The organism is Streptomyces sp. NPDC101166 (assembly GCF_044768125.1).
GTDB lineage: Bacteria > Actinomycetota > Actinomycetes > Streptomycetales > Streptomycetaceae > Streptomyces.
Map to the genome: position 1 here is coordinate 64,022 of NZ_JBIWPF010000021.1, position 19,778 is coordinate 83,799.

Annotated in this window: 16 protein-coding genes and 1 pseudogene; 12 read left to right on the top strand and 5 right to left on the bottom strand. The window is 73.1% G+C overall.

Annotated features, from left to right (window positions below; all coding sequences use genetic code 11):
- Nucleotides 1-14 precede the first annotated feature (14 nt).
- Genes ACIRS4_RS30030 through ACIRS4_RS30070 form a run of 9 tightly spaced genes read left to right on the top strand, consistent with a single transcriptional unit; the run spans nt 15 to nt 7,873 of the window.
- The gene (locus ACIRS4_RS30030; RefSeq protein WP_404201975.1) at nt 15-1,349 is read left to right on the top strand and encodes an L-fuconate dehydratase; all 1,335 of its coding nucleotides are present in this window, start codon (nt 15-17) and stop codon (nt 1,347-1,349) included.
- Nucleotides 1,342-2,226 carry an amidohydrolase family protein gene (locus ACIRS4_RS30035; RefSeq protein ID WP_404201977.1) on the top strand — a complete coding sequence of 295 codons (885 nt, stop codon included), beginning with the start codon at nt 1,342-1,344 and terminating at the stop codon, nt 2,224-2,226. The genes ACIRS4_RS30030 and ACIRS4_RS30035 overlap by 8 nt, the downstream gene beginning before the upstream one ends.
- Complete coding sequence (locus ACIRS4_RS30040) at nt 2,217-2,654, top strand: RbsD/FucU domain-containing protein (protein WP_404201979.1); 438 nt, start codon at nt 2,217-2,219, stop codon at nt 2,652-2,654. Before ACIRS4_RS30035 ends, ACIRS4_RS30040 begins: the two co-directional genes overlap by 10 nt.
- On the top strand, nt 2,651-3,694 hold the full coding sequence (locus ACIRS4_RS30045) for a zinc-binding dehydrogenase (protein WP_404201981.1): 1,044 nt from the start codon (nt 2,651-2,653) through the stop codon (nt 3,692-3,694). Before ACIRS4_RS30040 ends, ACIRS4_RS30045 begins: the two co-directional genes overlap by 4 nt.
- Nucleotides 3,691-4,452, top strand: a complete 762-nt coding sequence (locus tag ACIRS4_RS30050) for an SDR family oxidoreductase (RefSeq protein WP_404201983.1) — start codon at nt 3,691-3,693, stop codon at nt 4,450-4,452. Before ACIRS4_RS30045 ends, ACIRS4_RS30050 begins: the two co-directional genes overlap by 4 nt.
- Complete coding sequence (locus ACIRS4_RS30055) at nt 4,449-5,081, top strand: bifunctional 4-hydroxy-2-oxoglutarate aldolase/2-dehydro-3-deoxy-phosphogluconate aldolase (RefSeq protein WP_404201985.1); 633 nt, start codon at nt 4,449-4,451, stop codon at nt 5,079-5,081. The genes ACIRS4_RS30050 and ACIRS4_RS30055 overlap by 4 nt, the downstream gene beginning before the upstream one ends.
- Complete coding sequence (locus tag ACIRS4_RS30060; RefSeq protein ID WP_404201987.1) at nt 5,078-6,115, top strand: PfkB family carbohydrate kinase; 1,038 nt, start codon at nt 5,078-5,080, stop codon at nt 6,113-6,115. The genes ACIRS4_RS30055 and ACIRS4_RS30060 overlap by 4 nt, the downstream gene beginning before the upstream one ends.
- Before the next feature lie 34 nt (nt 6,116-6,149).
- The gene (locus ACIRS4_RS30065) at nt 6,150-7,151 is read left to right on the top strand and encodes an aldo/keto reductase (protein WP_404201989.1); all 1,002 of its coding nucleotides are present in this window, start codon (nt 6,150-6,152) and stop codon (nt 7,149-7,151) included.
- Nucleotides 7,142-7,873, top strand: a complete 732-nt coding sequence (locus ACIRS4_RS30070) for a FadR/GntR family transcriptional regulator (RefSeq protein WP_404201991.1) — start codon at nt 7,142-7,144, stop codon at nt 7,871-7,873. The genes ACIRS4_RS30065 and ACIRS4_RS30070 overlap by 10 nt, the downstream gene beginning before the upstream one ends.
- Before the next feature lie 62 nt (nt 7,874-7,935).
- Here ACIRS4_RS30070 and ACIRS4_RS30075 read toward each other — a convergent pair whose 3' ends face one another.
- On the bottom strand, nt 7,936-9,390 hold the full coding sequence (locus ACIRS4_RS30075; RefSeq protein ID WP_404201993.1) for an alpha/beta hydrolase family protein: 1,455 nt from the start codon (nt 9,388-9,390) through the stop codon (nt 7,936-7,938).
- Nucleotides 9,391-10,074: 684 nt separating this feature from the next.
- Here ACIRS4_RS30075 and ACIRS4_RS30080 point away from each other — a divergent pair.
- From ACIRS4_RS30080 to ACIRS4_RS30090, 3 genes and pseudogenes are all read left to right on the top strand, one after another.
- Nucleotides 10,075-10,785: a FadR/GntR family transcriptional regulator gene (locus tag ACIRS4_RS30080; RefSeq protein WP_404201995.1), complete on the top strand. Its 711-nt coding sequence runs from the start codon at nt 10,075-10,077 to the stop codon at nt 10,783-10,785.
- A 298-nt stretch (nt 10,786-11,083) separates the two neighbouring features.
- Nucleotides 11,084-12,016 (top strand): alpha/beta hydrolase family esterase, encoded by a 933-nt coding sequence (locus tag ACIRS4_RS30085; RefSeq protein WP_404201997.1) that lies wholly within the window; start codon nt 11,084-11,086, stop codon nt 12,014-12,016.
- A gap of 51 nt (nt 12,017-12,067) precedes the next feature.
- A pseudogene (locus ACIRS4_RS30090) lies at nt 12,068-13,150 on the top strand (arabinofuranosidase catalytic domain-containing protein); the annotation flags it as partial.
- Between the two features lie 290 nt (nt 13,151-13,440).
- On the opposite strand, the gene ACIRS4_RS30095 reads toward ACIRS4_RS30090, so the two are convergent.
- From ACIRS4_RS30095 to ACIRS4_RS30110, 4 genes are all read right to left on the bottom strand, one after another.
- Nucleotides 13,441-14,130, bottom strand: coding sequence for a GAF and ANTAR domain-containing protein (locus ACIRS4_RS30095; protein WP_404201999.1), 690 nt, complete (start codon nt 14,128-14,130; stop codon nt 13,441-13,443).
- 87 nt (nt 14,131-14,217) lie between these two features.
- Nucleotides 14,218-15,879: an NAD-dependent malic enzyme gene (locus ACIRS4_RS30100; protein ID WP_404202001.1), complete on the bottom strand. Its 1,662-nt coding sequence runs from the start codon at nt 15,877-15,879 to the stop codon at nt 14,218-14,220.
- A gap of 67 nt (nt 15,880-15,946) precedes the next feature.
- Nucleotides 15,947-17,239: a phosphatidylserine/phosphatidylglycerophosphate/cardiolipin synthase family protein gene (locus ACIRS4_RS30105; protein ID WP_404202003.1), complete on the bottom strand. Its 1,293-nt coding sequence runs from the start codon at nt 17,237-17,239 to the stop codon at nt 15,947-15,949.
- Between the two features lie 471 nt (nt 17,240-17,710).
- Nucleotides 17,711-19,705 carry a heavy metal translocating P-type ATPase gene (locus ACIRS4_RS30110; RefSeq protein WP_404202005.1) on the bottom strand — a complete coding sequence of 665 codons (1,995 nt, stop codon included), beginning with the start codon at nt 19,703-19,705 and terminating at the stop codon, nt 17,711-17,713.
- Nucleotides 19,706-19,778 lie beyond the last annotated feature (73 nt).

The window sequence follows — 19,778 nt, forward strand, 5'->3', positions numbered from 1 at the left end:
CAGGAGTTGCCGCAATGTCCTCCACTGTGTCCCCTTCCCCGGCGTCTGCCCACATCATCGCCCTGGACGTGCTGGACGTGCGCTTCCCGACGTCCGAGCATCTCGACGGCTCGGACGCGATGAACCCCGAACCTGACTACTCGGCCGCCTACGTCGTCCTGCGCACCGACGCGGGGGACGGGCTGGAGGGCCACGCGCTGGCCTTCACCACCGGCCGGGGCAACGACGCGCAGGCCGCCGCCATCGCCACCCTCGCCCCGCATGTGGTGGGCCTGTCCGTCGAGCAGGTCTGCGCGGACCTCGGCGCGTTCGCGCGCGGTCTCGTCCACGATCCCCAACTGCGCTGGCTGGGGCCGGAGAAGGGCGCCATCCACATGGCGACCGGCGCGGTCGTCAACGCGGCCTGGGACCTCGCCGCCAAGCGGGCCGGAAAGCCCGTCTGGCGCTTCCTGGCCGAGATGACGCCCGAGGAACTCGTCGCCCAGGTCGACTTCCGCTGGCTGAGCGACGCCCTCACCCCCGAGGACGCGCTGGAGATCCTGCGCCGCGCCGAACCGGGCCGCGAACGGCGGACCGGCCTGCTGATCGACGAGGGCTACCCCGCGTACACGACCACCCCGGGCTGGCTCGGCTACTCGGACGAGAAGCTGGCCCGTCTCGCCCGCGAGGCCGTCGCCGACGGCTTCACCCAGATCAAGCTGAAGGTCGGGGCGTCGCTGGCGGACGACACACGTCGTATGCGGGTGGCGCGTGAGGCGGTGGGGCCGGACATCCGCATCGCCGTGGACGCCAACCAGAGATGGGACGTGGGCCCCGCCGTCGACTGGATGCGGGAGCTCGCCCCGTACGACCCGTACTGGATCGAGGAGCCCACCTCCCCCGACGACATCCTCGGCCACGCCGCCGTCCGCGAGGCGCTGGCCCCGATCAAGGTCGCCACCGGTGAGCACGTCGCCAACCGGGTCGTCTTCAAGCAGCTGTTGCAGGCCCGCGCGGTGGACGTGGTGCAGATCGACTCGGCTCGGGTGGGCGGCGTCAACGAGAACATCGCGATCCTGCTGCTCGCCGCGAAGTTCGGCGTGCCGGTCTGCCCGCACGCCGGCGGGGTCGGCCTGTGCGAGATGGTGCAGCACCTGTCGATGTTCGACTACGTCGCCGTCACCGGCACCACCGAGGACCGGGTCATCGAGTACGTCGACCATCTGCACGAGCACTTCGTCGACCCGGTGCGCATCGTCGACGGCCGCTACCTCGCGCCGACGCGGCCCGGGCTGAGCGCGCAGATGCACCCGGAGACGCTGAAGGAGTACCTCTACCCCGACGGCCCGGTCTGGTCCGCCCGTGTCTGAGCCGCTGCCCTTGGTCGACGCCCACCACCACGTGTGGGACCTGGACCGGCGTCCCCAGCCCTGGCTGGACGAGCCCGGCCTCGAACCGATCCGCCGCACCCACGGCATGGACGACCTGCGGCGGGCCGCGAGCCGGCCCCTCGCGGGACGGCGGCTGACCCGGACGGTGCTGGTCCAGTGCGTGACCTCGGTCGCCGAGACGAGGGAACTGCTGGCCCTCGCCGAACGGGATTCACTGATCGGCGCGGTCGTCGGCTGGGCGGACCTCACCTCGCCCGCGGTCGGCGACGTACTCGACGAACTGCTTGCCGGGCCCGGCGGCGGGCGCCTGCGGGCCCTGCGCCACCTCGTCCAGGGCGAGCCGGACCCGGAGTGGCTGCAGCGGCCGGCCGTGGAGAGGGGGCTGCGCGCCGTGGCGGAGCGGAGGCTCGGGTACGACGTGCTCATCCGCGACCACCAGTTCCCGCAGGCCATCCGCCTCGCCCGGCGCTTCCCGGACCTCCCGCTGGTCCTGGACCACGCCGGCAAGCCGCCCGTCGGCCGGACCGACCTCATCGAGTGGACGCGGCAGGTGCGTGCGCTGGCCGGCTGCCCCCAGGTGCGGTGCAAGGTCTCCGGGCTGATCACCGAGGCCGACCACCGCACCTGGACCCTCGACGACATCCGGCCCGTGTGGGACACCCTGCTGGCCGCCTTCGGCCCCGACCGGCTGATGTTCGGCTCCGACTGGCCCGTGTGCGTCCTCGCCGGCGGCTGGGACCGCTGGGCCGCCGCCGTGGAGGAACTGCTGCACGGCTGCTCCGCCGACGAGGCCGGGGCGATCCTGGCCGGCGCCGCGACCGGGTTCTACCGTCTGAAGGACACATCATGCTCCTGACCGAACTGCTGCACCCCGGCATCCTCGAAGCGCTCGCGGGAGCGGGGCACGGCGCCCGCGTCCTGCTCGCCGACGGGCACTACCCCGCGAGCACCGCCGTCGGCGAACGGGCGAGGACCGTCCATCTCAACCTCTCCCCGGGCGTCCTCGACGTCACCACCGTCCTCGGCGTGCTGCTGCGGGCCCTGCCCGTGGAGTCGGCGCAGATGATGGTGCCGCCCGAAGGCGAGCCGGAACCGCCCGCCGTCGCCGAGTACCGCTCGCTGCTGGCGCCCGTCGCCGTCGACACCCTCGGCCGCTTCGCGTTCTACGACGCTGCCCGCTCACCCGATCTGGCCCTGGCGATCGTCACGGCCGACACACGGACCTACGCCAACCTGCTGCTGACCATCGGCGTCCGCGCTGAAGGGACCCTGACCCCGCGATGACACTCGCCGTCCGCTACACCCGCGCCCGCACCCTGGACACCGCACCCGCGCTCAACGCGCCGCCCGGCCCCGGCGAGGTGGAACTCGCCCCCGCCTATGTCGGCATCTGCGGCACCGATCTGCACATCTTCCACGGCGACATGGACGCCCGGGTCGCCGCACCGGCCGTCCTCGGGCACGAGATGTCCGGCCGGGTCGTCCGCGTCGGACCCGGCGTCGAAGGCCGGCGGCCCGGCGACGCGGTCACCGTGATGCCGCTGCGCTGGGACGCTTCCTGCCCCGCCTGCCGAGCGGGTCATCGGCACATCTGCCGGCACCTGGACTTCATCGGCATCGACTCCCCCGGCGCGATGCAACAGCGCTGGACCGTGCCCGCCTCCACCCTGATCCCGCTGCCCGAATCCCTCCCCCTGGACCGGGCCGCGCTCGTCGAGCCCACCGCGGTCGCCGTCCACGACGTCCGCCGCGCACAGGTCACCGAGGGCGAGAAGACCGTCGTGGTCGGCGGCGGCCCCGTCGGCGTCCTCATCGCCCTGGTCGCCCGGGCCGCCGGCGCCGACGTCCGCGTGGTCGAACTCAACGCCCATCGGCGGCTGCTGGCCGAGGACCTCGGCCTGACCGCCTGGGACCCGGCCGCCCACGACATACCCGAACTCGTCGCCCGGTGGACCGGCGACGCGGGCGCGGACGTCGCTTTCGAGGTGTCCGGCGCGGCGGCCGGAGTGGACACCGCCGTCGAAGTACTCGGCGTGCGCGGCCGGTTGTGCCTGGTCGCGATCCACTCCCGGCCCCGCGAGATCGACCTGCACCGCTTCTTCTGGCGTGAACTCACCCTCGTGGGCGCCCGGTTGTATGACCAGGGCGACTTCAAGGAGGCGGTCATCCTGGTCGCCGACGGCACCGTCCCGGCCCAGCGCCTGATCAGCAAGGTCGTACCGCTCACCGAGGCGGCCGCCGCGTTCGAGGCGCTGGAGAGCGGCGGCGACGTGATGAAGATCCTGCTCGACTGCACCACCACCCACCATGAGGCCGCCGTATGAACGCCTTCGACCTCACCGGCAGACTCGCCGTCGTCACCGGCGCCCGGCGCGGGATCGGCCGGGCCATGGCCCGCGCGCTCGCCGAGGCCGGTGCGGACGTCATCGGCGTGAGCGCCTCGCTGGAGGAGTCCGGCAGCGCGGTGGAGAAGGACGTCACCGCCGCCGGCCGCGCCTTCGAGGCGATCCGCGCCGACTTCGCCGACCCCGACGCCGTCCGCGCCCTGGGCGCCGAACTCGCCGCGCGGGAACGCCCGGTGGACATCCTCGTCAACAACGCCGGCACCATCCGCCGCGCACCCGCCGCCGAACACAGCGACGCCGACTGGGAGCTGGTGCTCCAGGTCAATCTGAGCGCACAGTTCGCCCTCACCCGCGCGGTCGGGGTGGGCATGGTCGCCCGTGGACACGGCAAGGTCGTCTTCACCGCATCGCTGCTCAGCTTCCAGGGCGGCATCACCGTCCCCGGCTACACCGCCGCCAAGCACGGCGTCGCCGGGCTCACCAAGGCCCTGGCCAACGAGTGGGCGCCGCACGGCGTCAACGTCAACGCCATCGCCCCCGGATACATCGCCACCGACAACACCCAGGCGCTGCAGGACGACCCGGCCCGCAGCAAGGCCATCCTCGACCGCATCCCGGCCGCCCGATGGGGCAGCGCCGACGACCTCGCCGGCGCCACCGTGTTCCTCGCCTCGAACGCGGCCGACTACGTCCACGGCGCCGTCCTGCCCGTCGACGGCGGATGGCTCGGCCGATGAGCGGCGACGGCCTGACGGCCGTGCTGGCGGGGTCCCGGCTGCTGCCGGTGCTGACGGTCGCCTCCGCGTCCGGCGCAGGTCCGCTGGCCGACGCGCTCGCGGCGGGCGGCGCCCGCTGCGCCGAGGTCACCCTCCGCACACCCGACGCCGAACAGGTCCTCAAGGCGATGGCGGCGCACGGCGCTCTGACTGTCGGGGCCGGCACCGTGCTCACACCGGACCAGGCGGAGCGAGCCGTGGAGGCCGGCGCCCGGTTCCTCGTCTCCCCCGGCTTGGACGCCGACGTCGTCGACAAGGGGAGGGAGTTGGGGGTGCCGGTCGTGCCCGGCGTGGCGACGGCGACCGAGTTGATGCGTGCGCTGAAGGCCGGCCTGGACACGGTCAAGCTGTTCCCCGCCGAACCGCTCGGCGGCACCCGGATGCTCCGGGCCCTCGCGGCGCCGTTCCCCGGGGCGCGGTTCGTGCCCACCGGCGGTATCGGCCCGGACCGGTTGTCCTCCTATCTGGCCCACCCGGCGGTCCTGGCGGTGGGGGGCAGCTGGATGGCCGCCGACGGCCGCCTGGAGCGCGGGGAGTACGCGGAGATCCGCCGGCTGACCGCCGAGGCCGTGGAGCGGAGCGCGCCATGACCGACGTGATCGCCCTGGGCGAGGTGATGCTGCGCTTCGACCCCGGGGAGGGACGCATCCGCACCACCCGCTCCTTCCGGGTCTGGGAGGGCGGCGGGGAGTACAACGTCGTACGGGGGCTGCGCCGTTGCTTCGGGTGGCGTACCGCCGTGGTCACCGCGCTCGCCGACAACGCGGTGGGCCGGCTCGTCGAGGACCTCGTCCTCCAGGGCGGCGTGGACACCTCGCTCATCCGCTGGACGCCCGACGACGGCGCCGGCCGCACCGTGCGCAACGGACTGAACTTCGTCGAGCGCGGCTACGGCATCCGGGGCGCGCTCGGCGTCAGCGACCGGGCGAACACCGCCGTGTCCCAGCTGCGCGAGGGGGACGTCGACTGGGACGCCGTCTTCTCCGGCCCGGTGCGCTGGTTCCACACCGGGGGCGTCTTCGCCGGTCTGTCCGACACCACCGCCGACGTCGCCGACGAGGCGATGGCCGCCGCCCGCCGCCATGGGGTGACGGTCTCCTACGACCCCAACTACCGCCCGAGTCTGTGGGCCGGCCGGGGCGGCGCCGACCGCGCCCGCGAGACGGACCTGCGGCTCGCCCGGCACGCCGACGTCGTCGTGGGCGCCCTGGGTCTCGCGGGCACCCGGCCCGGCGACGGACGCCTCACGCCGGCCGAGGTCCCCGACGCGCTCACCTCGGTCGCCGGTCTGCTGCCGGACGCCGGGATGCTGGCGACGACCCTGCGCGAGGTTCCCTCCGCCGGAATCAACGACTGGTCGTCGGCCGCCTGGTCCGCCGCGACCGGCGTGGTGACCGGCCCTCTCATGCCCGGCCTGCACGTCCTGGACCGCATCGGCTCAGGAGACGGTTTCGCCGCCGGACTCATCCACGGCCTGCTCACCGGCGCCGGCCTGGAGCGCGCCCTCGCCTACGGCACCGCGCACGGCGCGCTCACCATGACCACGCCCGGGGACGTCTCCATGGCCACCCTCGCCGAGGTCGAGGCGCTCGCCTCGGGCGCCACGGCTCACATTCGACGCTGACCACACCCGCACCCGCACGACCGAGGAGCACGTCTTGCACCACCGGAAGATCCGCGGCACGGCGGTCGCCGTCTCCGAACTCGGCTTCGGCGGCTCGGTGATCGGCAACCTGTACCGCGTCACGCCGGCCGAGGAGGCGGCCGCCGCCGTCGACACGGCCTGGGACGCCGGCATCCGCTACTTCGACACCGCGCCGCACTACGGCCTCGGCCTGTCCGAGCGGCGACTCGGCGCCGCCCTGCGCGGCCGCCCCCGCGGCGAGTACACCGTCTCCTCGAAGGCCGGCCGGCTCCTCGTCCCCAACGAACGGCCCACGGGCGTCGACAGCGAGGGCTTCGCCGTCCGCGACGGCCTGCGCCGCCGGTGGGACTTCAGCCGCGACGGCGTGCTGCGCTCCCTCGACGACACGCTGCGACGCACCGGCCTGGACCGGATCGACATCGTGTACCTGCACGATCCGGACGACCACTGGCCCCAGGCCGCCGACGAGGCCATGCCCGCCCTGGCCCAACTCCGCGACCAGGGGGTGGTCGGCGCGATCGGCGCGGGCATGAACCGGTCCGCGATGCTCGCCCGCTTCCTGCGCGAGACCGCCGCCGACGTCGTCATGCTCGCCGGCCGCTACACCCTGCTCGACCAGTCCGCCCTGGACGACGTGCTGCCCGCCGCGCACGACACCGGCAAGAGCGTCGTCGCCGCCGGCGTGTTCAACTCCGGTCTGCTCTCCCGGGACCGGCCCGCCGAGGGCATGAAGTACGACTACCAGGACGCCCCGTCCGGCCTCGTCGCGCGGGCCCGCGCCCTCGCCGAGGTCTGCGAGGCCCATGGCACCACTCTCCCGGCGGCCGCCATCGCCTTCCCCCGCACCCACCCCCACGTCGTCAACGTCACCCTCGGCATGCGCGACCCCGGCGAGGTCGCCCGCAACGCACGACTCCACCGCGACGCCGTCCCCGACGCGTTGTGGGACGACCTGCGCGACCGGGGACTGATCAGGGCCGACGTGCCCTCCGTGAGGAGCGCCCCGTGTCCCTGACCGACAAGGCGATCACGAGGATCCGCGAGCTCATCGCCACCGGCGCGCTGCCCCCGGGCTCCAAGCTGCCCCCGGAGCAGGAGCTGGCCGCCCAGCTCGGCCTCTCCCGCAACCTCGCCCGGGAGGCGGTGAAGGCCCTCTCCGTGGCCCGCGTGCTGGAGATCAGACGCGGCGACGGCACCTATGTCACCAGCCTCCAGCCGAGTCTGCTCCTGGAGGGCCTCGGGGGCGCGGTGGAACTCCTCCAGGGCGACCCCGACGCGGTGCTGGACCTCATGGAGGTGCGGCGGCTGCTGGAGCCCGCCGTCGCGGCGCTGGCCGTCGCCCGGATCTCGGACGACGGGCTGGCCGAGGTGAAACAGCACCTGGACGCCATGCGGGCGGCACGCAACGACATCGAACGGCTGACCGTCCACGACGCGGCGTTCCACCGGGCCATCGCGGACATCACCGGCAACGAAACGCTGATCACGCTGCTGGAGGGCATCGCGGGCCGCACCCTGCGGGCCCGTATCTGGCGCGGCCTGGTGGACGCCCGCGCCGCGGCACGCACCCTCGCCGAGCACGAGGCGATCTACGCGGCCCTGGCCGCACGGGACGTCGCCCTCAGCCAGGCGGCCGCGCTGCTGCACGTCAACAACACCGAGCAGTGGCTGCGGGAGCACCTGGCGGCCGGCGGCGCCCGGCGGGAGACCGTCGCCGCGTCCGGACCAACCCCGTGACACCGGACCGCCGTACGCGGCCCCGGAGTCCTGGCTCCGACACCAGGGAAGGGCGCAGCTGATCAGCCACTGTTGCCCGGGCGGTAGACGCTGAGGTCGCCGTAGGCCGACAGGACGCCGGCCAGGTCACCGGGGGTGTGCCGCAGGGTGGTGTCAAGGAAGGCGAGAGTGGTCGCGGCGACGACGCGCGGGCTCTCGATGCGGCCCAGGGAGCCGACCACCGAGGGGACGGGCGGGAGGTACAGGGGGCCGTCCATGAAGGTGAGGTGCGCGGCGCCGGGGATGGTGAGCCGGTAGCTCGTCGCGGCGCTGAGCTTGAGGACCTTGGCGAGGCGGGGTATGTAGTGCGGGTCGGTTGCAGGGGTGATGGCCTGAGTGAGCGCGAGCGTCGGCTGGCGGAGGGAGGGCGAGGTGGGGCCGTGGGGGTAGCCGTCGAGGTCGATGACCGCGTCGAACCGGCCGTCCTGCCGGGCTGCCTGCAGGGCGGCAGCACCCCCCATGGAGTGGCCGGTCACCGCGACCCGGCTGGTGTCCAGGCGTCCGGTCAGCGGGCCGGCGATCTCACCTCGATCCAGACGGTTCAACTGAGTGAGAACGAAGCTGAGATCAGCGGCCCGAACAGCCGTCCAGCCGGCCGCCAGCCTGTTGTCCTTGTCCCGGTCGCCGGTGGAAGCGGTCCTGGTGTGAATCGCTCGGCCGTCGTTGAGGACGACGGCGGCGGAGTCGTACGGGTGGTCAAGGGCGGCGACCACGTAGCCGTGGCTGGCCAGTTCCTCCGCCCAGGCGGTGTTCTGGGTGCGCACTCCGCCCGACCCGGGGGATAACAGTACGACCGGGAATCGTCCGCTCCTGCCGGCCACTGCGGCGTCGAAGACCGAACGGGTGTGGGCACGCGGGATACCGTCGACCAGGAAGCCGGGCAGGCCGACCTGGCGAGCGAGGGCGTCAGAGACGATGCGCGCCTCGTGCTCTGTGCGTCCCAGGTACTGAGCCCGCCGCGCGCCTGCGGGGCTCTCCTCCGCGGGATACCAGAGCTGGACCACGACCCTGCGCCGGTCCCCACGGTCGGCGGTGAAGGTCTCGGAGCGGTGTGGGTCGGTCCACTGCACCACACGGGTGCCGACCGCGAAACGACCTGACGGCTCGGGAAACACGGGCACGGGAAAGGACCAGGCTGCCACCGGGCCCGTGGCGATCAGGCCGACGCAGGCAGCCGACCCCGGCAACGCCAGCCACCATCGGGCCCGCCACGCCGGCCGACCGCTACGGCGTCGCATGAAAGGAGAGAGGGCGAACGGCAGCGCGAAGGCAGCGCCTGCCAGTACCGGCAGCACCTGCCAGCGGATCCCCGCCACACTCAGCACGATCGCGGACAGCACCAGCACCACCCCCGCCGCGATCGTGACGCGCGGGCGGGCAGCGACGGGAAACCAGCGCGCCACCACCAGCGCGACGGCACCCAGCACGGCAAGCAATTCCAGAGGGGACATGTACAGCCCCGTGATGATGTCGGTCATCCGGCCATCCTCAGCGCGGGACACGCGATGCCACATCGATCCAGGGTCGCCATCGCGTGCGACCGGAGTCGCAATCCGTGGCATGTCCCCCGTGCGACCGAAGTCGCGATCGGACACGCCGGTTCAGCGGTCGCTTTGCGACCACGGGGGTAGCGGGAGTCCTCCTACGGTCGCATCTCAGCGCGCCGTCATCAGACGGTGGACTCATGCGTTCCGCTGAATCTGCGGCCTACCGTGACAGGGCCGTGAAACCCGCCGGGCAGGCCGGGGCTTCGCTTCCCTCGTCCGACTCGAATCCGGCTGTACGCGGTGGTGGCCCCGGGCGGGGTCACCATGATGCTCAATCGACGGGTACATGTGATGACCCAGGTGGCCCCGGAACCCGACAATGTCCTCCCTGTGCTCTACCCGGACCGCGTGCGGCGGACGAGGACAGCCGTACGGCTGACGAGGACAGCCGTGCGGCTGACGAGGTACGCCGACCTGGCCTCCGTGCGAACGGGGCGACTGGCGAGTGCCGCCCGGAGCCGACGGCCGGACCCCGTTCCGGTCGGGCGGGACGGCCTGCGATCCGCGCCGGGCGCACCGCTATCATCGACGTCACACTTCAGGGCCTTCCCGCCCGGGACTCGACGAGACGAACAGGGCCCGTGCGCGCGGCGCACTCGCGGAGAGGAGCTCCCCTTGTCCCTGACCGACAGGGCCATCGAGCAGATCCGTGAGCTGATCCGCTCGGGCGCGTTGCCGCCTGGAGCGAAGCTGCCGCCGGAACCCGAGCTGGCGGCGCAGCTGGGGCTCTCGCGCAACCTGGCACGCGAGGCGGTCAAGGCGCTGGCCGTCGCCCGGGTCCTCGAAGTCAAGCGGGGAGACGGCACGTACGTCACCAGTCTCCAGCCGAGCCTGCTCCTGGAGAGCCTCGGGGGCGCGGTGGAACTCCTCCAGGGCGACAACGGAGCCCTGCTGGACCTGATGGAGGTGCGGCGGCTGCTCGAACCGCTCGCCACGGGGCTCGCCGCGAGCCGGATCTCGGACGCGCAACTGGCGGACGTCAAGCGCCACTTGGACGCGATGCGCGAGGCGCGTGACGACGTCGAGCGGCTCAACGCCCATGACGCGGCCTTCCATCGCGCCGTCGTCGAGGCCACCGGCAACGAAACGCTGCTCACCCTCCTGGAGGGCGTCTCGGGCCGCACCCTGCGCGCCCGTATCTGGCGCGGACTGGTCGACGACCAGGCGGCCGGGCGGACCCTCGCGGAACACGAGGCGATCTTCGACGCGCTCAGCGCCCGTGACGCCACCCTGAGTCAGGCCGCCGCCCTGCTCCACGTCGGCAACACCGAGCGCTGGCTGCGCGAGCACCTGCGCTCCGGCGGCTTCGAGCAGGAGCCGCGCTGACCGATCGGGCCGCGCGTGCCGCACTGACGGACCGGCGCCGTCCTGCGCTGCCGGCCCCGTGTCACACCCACGTCGACGATCCCCGCGGATGAACGCCCCTCAACAGACGTGGCGTTCATGATGACGGTCGGCGTTCAGGATGACGGCCGCTTTTCACGATGAGGTCGGAGTTCCGGTCGCGTGCGTGAACACCGGCCCGGGTGACGGCCATTGACCATTGCGGCGGGATTCCCAATCATCCTCCCTGTCCGACTCCCCGAGTGACGTTCGAAAACTCGGACATCGAGAAGGAGTAGTGATGTCGATGTCGAAGCCCACATCATGGCCCGCCCTGGTCGCGGGACTGCTCGCCCTCGTCACGATCACCGGCGGCACGGCGCTGACCGACGGCACGAACGCACCACGCGCGGCGCTCGCCGGGGCCGCGGCGCCCGCGGCGACCGCCGGGTGCGGAAAGGCGCCCGGACTCGCCAGCGGCACCCACACCCTGCAGGTCAACGGCAAGAGCCGCAGCTACATCCTGCGGGTTCCGGACAACTACGACCGCAACCGCGCCTACCGCATGGTCTTCGGCTTCCACTGGCGCGGCGGCACCTCCACCGACGTCGCCACCGGCCGGACCGTGCAGAACGGGACCTGGGCCTACTACGGCCTGCAGCGGCTGGCGAACAACAGCGCCATCTTCATCGCGCCGCAGGGCCTCGGCAACGGCTGGGGCAACGCCGGCGGCGAGGACCTCACCTTCGTCGACTCCATGGTCCGCCAGATCGACGCGGCGCTGTGCGTGGACACCGCCCGCCGCTTCTCCGTCGGCTTCAGCTACGGCGCCGCCATGACCTACGCCCTGGCCTGCTCCCGGCCCACGGTGTTCCGCGCGGTCGCCGTGCAGTCCGGCGGACAGCTCAGCGGATGCAGCGGCGGCAACCAGCCCGTCGCCTACCTCGGCATCCACGGCATCCGGGACGGCGTCCTCGGCGTGGCCGGCGGACGCGGCCTGCGCGACCGGTTCGTCAGGAACAACGGCTGCGCCGCCCAGAACCCGCCCGAGCCCGCGCAGGGCAGCCGGACACACCGGGTGACCGCCTACTCGGGCTGCGCGGCCGGACGCCCCGTGGTCTGGGCCGCGTTCGACGAGGGCCACATCGCTGCGCCCCAGGACGGGGCCGGCGGCGACAGCGGCTCGCGGACCTGGGTGCCGGGCGAGATCTGGAAGTTCTTCACACAGTTCTGAGCCCCACCCCCGTCGAGGAGAACAACACCCCCCACTGCCAAGGGAGTTCTCATGCCCGACCGAACCAGGCCACGCGCGCTGCGGCACCTCCTGCTCACCGCGGCGGTGGCCGGCGCGCTCACCGTCGGCATGCTGACCGGCACCGCGCCGGCCGCGCCGTCCACCGCGGCCGCACCCGCCGCCGCCTCGCTGCCCTGTGACCTCTACGCCGCCGGCGGCACCCCCTGCGTGGCGGCGCACAGCACGACCCGCGCGCTGTACGGGGCGTACAACGGCCCGCTGTACCAGGTGCGGCGCAGCTCGGACAACGCCACCCGGGACATCGGCGTCCTCGGTGCGGGCGGGGTCGCCAACGCCGCGGCGCAGGACTCCTTCTGCGCCCGCACGACCTGCCTCATCACCGTGGTCTACGACCAGTCCGGCCGCGGCAACCGCCTCACCCAGGCACCGCCCGGCGGCTTCCCCGGTCCGGCTCCGGGCGGTTACGACAACCTCGCCAACGCCACGGCCGCGCCGACCACGCTCGGCGGGCGCAAGGCGTACGGCGTCTTCGTGGCCCCCGGCACCGGGTACCGCAACAACAACACCAACGGCATCGCCAAGGGCGACCAGCCGGAGGGCATGTACGCCGTCCTCGACGGCACGCACTACAACGGCGGCTGCTGCTTCGACTACGGCAACGCCGAGACCAACAGCCGCGACAACGGCAACGGCACCATGGAGGCCATCTACTTCGGCAACAACAAGGTCTGGGGCTACGGCTCGGGCAACGGCCCCTGGATCATGGCGGACCTGGAGAACGGCCTGTTCTCGGGGGTCAACCGGCGTTACAACGCCAACGACCCGTCGATCAGCCACCGTTACCTGACCGCCGTCCTCAAGGGCGGCCCCAATCGGTGGGCCGTCCGCGGCGGCAACGCGCAGTCAGGCAACCTGGCCACCTTCTACAACGGGGTCCGCCCCAACGTGCCGGGCTACAACCCGATGAAGAAGGAGGGCGCCATCATCCTCGGCATCGGCGGCGACAACAGCCATGGCGCGGCCGGCACCTTCTACGAGGGCGTGATGACGTCCGGCTACCCTTCGGACGCCACCGAGAACGCTGTACAGGCGAACATCACCGCGGCTGGATACGGCAGGTAACTCCCCTGCGGAAGCGGCCCGTTCGTCGCCCTCCCGGCCTCACCGAGCGGCCTCTCACGAGAGTCACCCGAAGGGAGTTCACGAACGGGCCGCGATATCCCTGGACAGGATTCGCGCGAAGACGCCGTGGCCGGGTTCACCGCGTACACGGGAGCGCACGCGGCCACCCCGCGTACGGGTGCCGCACCCCGAGGAGTTCGCCCGCCTGCACGCCATGCACCTCGAGGAACACCTGCCCGGACCGGTCCGCGCCCGAACGCGGGAGTGAACGCCTCGCCCGGTCACGGAATGGCGCCCTTCTCGCAGACGAGGCGGGCCACGTCGCGGAGTTTGAGGTTGTTCTCCTGGGAGTAGCGGCGCAGAACGTCGAAGGCCTGTTCCTCGCCGAGGTGGTGACGGCCCATCAGGATGCCCATGGCCTCGCCGATGAGGTGGCGGGTGGCGATGGCCTGCTCCAGCTGGGCGTGGGTGCGGGCGCTGGAGAAGGCGACCGCCGCGTGGGAGGCGAGCAGCCAGCCGGCCAGCTCGCTGGCCTCGGTGAACGCGCCGGGGCGGCGGGAGTAGAGGTTGAGCGCGCCGAGGTCCTCGTCCTCGGTGAACAGCAGGAAGCCCATCATGCTGCCCACGCCGAGGGCGCGGGCGCGGGGGGCGTAGGCGGGCCAGCGGGGCTGCTCGGCGGTGAAGTCGGCGATACGGAAGACGCGCTCGCCGGTCGTGGTGTGGGCGGCGTCGAAGCAGGGGCCTTCGCCCAGCCGCACCTGCAGCCGGTCGCTGTCGACGACCAGCTGGTCGGTGGCGGCGAGGGTCTCCACCTCGGATCCGCGCAGCAGGAGGATGCCGGCCGCGTCGCACCCGTCGACCAGTTCGGTGGCCGAAGCGGTGATCCGCTCCAGAGTGGCGTCGACCGACTCCTGCGCCAGGAGGTCCCTCGCCATGGACGCCATCTGCTGCGCGAACCGGTCCCAGTCCACCGTGTCCTCCCTGACTGCCTCGGCCGGACGCCCGCCCGACGGAAAACCTCCTACCCGGCTTTTTCCACCGCGCCTCATGTCCGGCCCTCAGTCGTCGTAGTCGGGCGTCCACTGGGCGGCGTCGATCGCGGTGCGCAGTTCGTCCTCGGTCGCCTTCGGGGCGACGCCGTCCTCGACGGCCGCGAGGGCCGCGGCGAGGGCGATCTCGCGGGCGGCGTCCCGCATCCGGCCCAGCGGCGGCAGCAGGGGCGCCGGGGAGCCGTCGTCCGGTGCGGAACGGGCGGCGCAGCGGCCCACGGCTCGGGCCGCGGCGACCATCATCCGGTCCGTCACCCGGGTGGCGCGGGCGGCGGTGACGGCGAGGCCGATCGCGGGGAAGACGTAGACGTTGTTGGCCTGCGCGACCGGCACGTCACGGCCGTCGATCCGAAGGGGCGGGAACGGGGATCCGGTCGCGACCAGCACCTTCCCGTCGGTCCAGCGGGCCAGGTCGGCGGGGTCGGCCTCGGAGTGCGAGGTGGGGTTGGACAGCGGGAAGACGACCGGGCGATCGCAGCCGGCGGCCATGTCCCGCACGATCTCCTCGGTGAACGCCCCGTGCGCGGTGGACAGCCCGATCAGCACGGTGGGCCGCACGCGGCGCACGACCTCGGCGAGGCCGGGCGCCCCGTCGCCGTCCCAGTCGCGCACCTCGTCGTCGTCGCGGGCGTACGTTCGCTGTTCCCCGGTGAGGCCGGACCTCGACTCCGTCAGCAGTCCGTCGACGTCGACGAACCAGAAGCGGGAGACGGCGTCGTCCGCCGACAGGCCCTCCTCTTCGAGGGCGGCGCGGATCATGTCGGCGACGCCGACGGCCGCGGATCCGGCGCCGAGCACCACGAAGCGCTGGTCGGACAGGCGGCTGCCGGCGATCTCGGTCGCCGTGGTGAGCGCGCCGAGCGCCACGGCCGCCGTTCCCTGGATGTCGTCGTTGAAGGTCAGCAGCCTGTCCTGGTAGCGGGTGAGGATCGGGCGGGCGTGCGCGGTGGCGAAGTCCTCCCACTGGAGGAGGGTGCCGGGCAGCTCCGCCTCGACGGCCGAGACGAACAGCTCCACCAGCTCGTCGTACTCGTCGCCCGTGACCCGGCGGCGGCGGGTGCCGAGGTAGTGCGGGTCGGCCAGCAGCTCCTCGTTGTCCGTGCCGACGTCCAGCAGGACGGGCAGGGTGCGCGCCGGGTGGATGCCGCCGATGGCGGTGTAGAGGCTGAGTTTGCCGATCGGGATGCCCATGCCGCCGACGCCCTGGTCGCCGAGGCCGAGGATGCGCTGGCCGTCGGTGACGACGATGACGTCGACGTCGGCGTGGGGCCGGTTGCGCAGGATCTCCCGGAAGCGGTGCCGGTCGTCGTAGGACAGGAACAGTCCGCGCGGCCTGCGGTAGATCTCGCTGAAGCGGCGGCAGGCCTCGCCCACCGTGGGGGTGTAGACGACCGGCAGCATCTCCTCCAGGTGCCTGGTGACCAGCCGGTGGAACAGCACCTCGTTGGTGTCCTGCAACTGGCGCAGGTAGATGTGCCGGTTGAGCGGCTTGTCGTAGCCGAGGAACGCTTCGTAGGCACGGTCGGCCTGCTCGTCGAGGGTTTCGACGGCGGGCGGGAGAAGCCCGTCGAGGCCCAGGTCGGCGCGGTCGCGCCGGCTGAAGGCGGTTCCCCTGTTGCGCAGGGGGTCGGACAGGAGCGCCGTGCCGCGGGTGGTGTTGCTGGCTGTCATGCCGGTCGGCTGCCCGGGATGTCGGGGTCCGCACCCCAAAATTCGGTAAGGCGCGGGAGCCCTGCCGTCACAGGAAGCGGCGTATGGGCTGTACGACGGCTTCGTAGGCGCGTTGCCGCAGCGGGCGTCTCTTCCAGCGGCCGGGCACGATCGGCGTGCTGACCGCGGTGTCCTCGTCGAAGTGGGCGTCGAGGGCGGCGGTGAACCGTTCGTCCAGCACGGCGAGCATGACCTCTTCGTCGTGGTCCAGGGAGCGCCGGTTGAAGTTGGTGGAGCCGACGAGGGCCGCCGTGCGGTCCACGGTGACGATCTTGGCGTGCATCATGGTCGGCTGGTACTGGTGGATCTTCACTCCGCAGGCGAGGAGGTCCTCGTAGAAGTGCTGGCCGGCGAGCTGGCAGACGCGCTTGTCGGTGTGCGGTCCGGGCAGCAGGATCTCCACCTCCACGCCCCGGCGGGCGGCGGCGCACAGCAGTTCGACGAAGTACGCGTCCGGGGAGAAGTAGGCGGTGGACAGCCGGAACCGTTGCTCGGCGGACTCGATCATCACGCGCATCAGGGTCTGCATGTCCTGCCAGCCGAAGCTCGCGGAGCCGCGCACCACCTGGACGACGGCGTCGCCCTGCGGGCGGTGCTCGGTGAAGCGGTCGCGGTCGTCGAACAGCTCGTCGTGGCACTCGGCCCAGTTCTGTGCGAACGCGGCGGCGACGCCGTCGACCGCGGGACCGGTGAGCCGTACGTGCGTGTCGCGCCACTCGCCCGGGTTGCGGGCGTCGCCACACCACTCCTCGGCGATGCCCACCCCGCCGGTGAAGGCGACCTGTTCGTCGACGACGAGGACCTTGCGGTGGCAGCGGTGGTTCTGTTTCAGCGGCGACAGGTAGAGCGGTCTGCGGAACCAGGCGACCTGGACGCCGGAGCGGCCCATCTCCTCCAGCAGGTCCTTCTCGATCAGCCGGCTGCCGAAGCCGTCGAGCAGCAGCCTCACCCTGACGCCCGCGCGGGCCCTCTCCGCCAGCGCGCCGGCGAACTGGCGGGCGATGTCGCCCTTCCAGTACACGAACGTCATCATGTCGACGGTGTGCTCGGCGGACCGGATGCTCTCCAGCATCGCCGGGAAGATCTCGTCCCCGTTGCGCAGGACGACCAGGGCGTTCCCCTCGGTGGCCGCGATCCCGATGAGCCGTTCGAGCCGCCGCCGTATCCGGGCGGCCCGCTCGGTGAAGTCGGACCGCCCGGCACCCCCGGGCTCCCCGGCCGCTCCGGCCCCGCTGCCGTGCTCGGCCCGCTCGACGAGTTTCGACGGCCCGTCCACCGCGCTCGTCGTGGCGCCGGGCGCGTTCTCCTGTGTGCTGGTCATACCTGCCCCCTCTTCCCCGGCCCGACATGCGGCGACCGCGGGCCGCCGGCGAGGCCCGGCGCGGTGCAGGGCGACTGTAACGCCGGGGCGGCCGGGGTGTCGGGAGGCCGGGGTGCGAGACGGATCACTGGGTGATCACTGGGCGGGGGGCGGGGCGGGGTCACGACGCGGGGCCGGTCAGCGGCCGCGGGGAGGGGGCCCCGCCGGCTGACCGGCGAGGGCGTGTTTCGAAAGTAGCGTCGTCCGCCCGGAGGGCGGGCTCGCGGCGGCGAGGGGGGCACCTCCCGCGCGAGTTCGGTTCGAGCGTGGGGGAGCGTGCGATCGCAAGGCGGAGGGTCGCCCTCGTACTGGGCGTACGAGGGCGATCCCGACAACGCGGCGAGCGCGCGTGCCAGACGCCGCGAGCCTGGGGGCACCTCCCACCCCCTCAGGGCAGTGGGGGGAGGGACTTTCGAAACACGCCCTGGTCTGTCACCGGTCGGCCGGTGGAGCCGCCTCGCTCTCTCCGCGTGCCCGCTGCCAGGCCCCCTCCGTCAGCAGGCGCAGGCCGTTGAGGCCGACGAGGACGGTGGAGCCCTCGTGTCCGGCGACGCCGAGCGGCAGGGGGAGGGCGCCGAGGAGGTCCCACAGGACGAGGACGGCGATGAACGTGCCCGCGATCACGAGGTTCTGCACGACCAGGCGCCGTGCGCGCCGGGAGAGCGCGATCACGGCGGGGACGGCGGCGAGTTCGTCCCGGACGACGACGGCGTCGGCCGCGTCCAGCGCGAGGTCGGAGCCGGTGCGGCCCATCGCGACGCCGGTGTGCGCGGCGGCCAGGGCGGGCGCGTCGTTGACGCCGTCGCCCACCACCAGGACCCGGCGCCCCTCGCCCTCCAGCTCGCGCACGGCGGCGACCTTGTCCTGGGGCAGCAGCCCGGCGCGCACGTCGGTGATGCCGACCTCCTCGGCGAGGCGACGGGCCGCGCGCGGGTTGTCGCCGGTGAGCAGGACGGGCCGGCGGCCGGTCAGGGCGGTGAGGCCGCGGGTGGCGGGGCCGGCGTCGGCGCGCTGCCGGTCGGCCACGCCGAGGAGACCGGCGGGCGTGCCGTCGACGGTGACCAGGACGGCCGTACGGCCCTGTTCCTCCAGTCGCTCCGCCGCGGCGCGCGCGGGGTGCCCGTCGGGCAGGAGCCGGGCGGGGCTGCCGACGCTCACGGTGCGGCCGGCGACGGCGGCGGTGACGCCGGAGCCGGGCACGGAGCGGAACCCGGTCGCCTCGGGCGGGGTCAGCCGGCGGCCACGCGCGGCCTCGGTCACGGCGCGGGCCAGCGGGTGCTCGCTGGCGTGCTCGGCGGCCGCGGCGAGCCGGAGCAGCTCGTCCTCGTCCGTGCCCCCGTCGGGCAGGGGTCGTACGTCGGTGACGCGGGGCAGGCCCTGGGTGAGGGTGCCGGTCTTGTCCAGGGCGACCGCGTCGACCTGCCCGAGGCGTTCCATGACGACGGCGGACTTGACGAGGACGCCGTGCCGGCCGGCGTTGGCCATGGCCGACAGGAGCGGCGGCATGGTCGCCAGGACGATGGCGCAGGGCGACGCGACGATCATGAACGTCATGGCCCGCAGGAGCGCGTCCCGCAGCTCGGCGCCGAACAGCAGCGGAACGGCGAAGATCAGGACGGTGGCGGCGACCATGCCGACGCTGTAGCGCTGTTCGATCTTCTCGATGAACAGCTGGGTGGGCGCCTTGGTCTCGGCGGCCTCCTCGACCATCTTCACGATGCGGGCGATGACGGAGTCGGACGGGTCGCGTTCGACTCGGACGCGCAGGGCGCCGGTGCCGTTGACGGTCCCGGCGAAGACCTCGTCGCCGGGTTCCTTGGGGGCGGGCAGGGGCTCGCCGGTGATGGTGGCCTGGTCGACCTCGCCGGCCCCCGCCAATACGCGGCCGTCGGCGCCGATCCGCTCGCCGGGCCGGACGAGGATGACGTCGCCGGGGGTCAGGCGGTCGGCCGGGACGGTCTCCTCGCCGTCCCGCGTGAGCCGGGTCGCGGTGTCGGGCGCGAGGTCGAGCAGTCCGCGCACGGAGTCGGCGGTGCGGGCGGTGGCGACGGCTTCGAGGGCGCCGGACGCGGCGAAGATGACGATCAGCAGCGCACCGTCCAGCACCTGACCGATGGCCGCCGCGCCCAGCGCCGCGACGACCATCAGCAGATCGACGTCCAGGGTCCCCTCCCGTGCGGCCTTCAGCCCCTCCAGGGCCGGCTCCCGGCCGCCGGTGACGTAGACGGCGGCGAACAGCGGCCCCCACGTCCACGCGGGCGCGCCGAGCGGGTGCAGCGCGAGGGCGGGGAGGAACAGGGCGAGCGCGGCCAGCGCCCACCGGGCCTCGGGCAGGGACAGCAGGCGGGTGCGCCGCCCGGGCGGCGCGGGGCTCGGGCGGGGGCCGGTCAGGCCCGGGGCGGGGCGCTGGTCCAGGGCGGAAGGCATGACGGATCGACCCCTCGGGGCATGGCGGCAGGGACCCCCACACCATACAGGAACATATGAACAGGTCTTCATA

Bases quoted from the DNA above. Each gene is read 5' to 3' on its own strand.
- ACIRS4_RS30030 (WP_404201975.1), top strand. From the start codon at position 15: ATGTCCTCCACTGTGTCCCCTTCCCCGGCGTCTGCCCACATCATCGCC.
- ACIRS4_RS30040 (WP_404201979.1), top strand. From the start codon at position 2,217: ATGCTCCTGACCGAACTGCTGCACCCCGGCATCCTCGAAGCGCTCGCG.
- ACIRS4_RS30045 (WP_404201981.1), top strand. From the start codon at position 2,651: ATGACACTCGCCGTCCGCTACACCCGCGCCCGCACCCTGGACACCGCA.
- ACIRS4_RS30050 (WP_404201983.1), top strand. From the start codon at position 3,691: ATGAACGCCTTCGACCTCACCGGCAGACTCGCCGTCGTCACCGGCGCC.
- ACIRS4_RS30055 (WP_404201985.1), top strand. From the start codon at position 4,449: ATGAGCGGCGACGGCCTGACGGCCGTGCTGGCGGGGTCCCGGCTGCTG.
- ACIRS4_RS30060 (WP_404201987.1), top strand. From the start codon at position 5,078: ATGACCGACGTGATCGCCCTGGGCGAGGTGATGCTGCGCTTCGACCCC.
- ACIRS4_RS30075 (WP_404201993.1), bottom strand. From the start codon at position 9,390: ATGACCGACATCATCACGGGGCTGTACATGTCCCCTCTGGAATTGCTT.
- ACIRS4_RS30085 (WP_404201997.1), top strand. From the start codon at position 11,084: ATGTCGATGTCGAAGCCCACATCATGGCCCGCCCTGGTCGCGGGACTG.
- ACIRS4_RS30100 (WP_404202001.1), bottom strand. From the start codon at position 15,879: ATGACAGCCAGCAACACCACCCGCGGCACGGCGCTCCTGTCCGACCCC.
- ACIRS4_RS30105 (WP_404202003.1), bottom strand. From the start codon at position 17,239: ATGACCAGCACACAGGAGAACGCGCCCGGCGCCACGACGAGCGCGGTG.
- ACIRS4_RS30110 (WP_404202005.1), bottom strand. From the start codon at position 19,705: ATGCCTTCCGCCCTGGACCAGCGCCCCGCCCCGGGCCTGACCGGCCCC.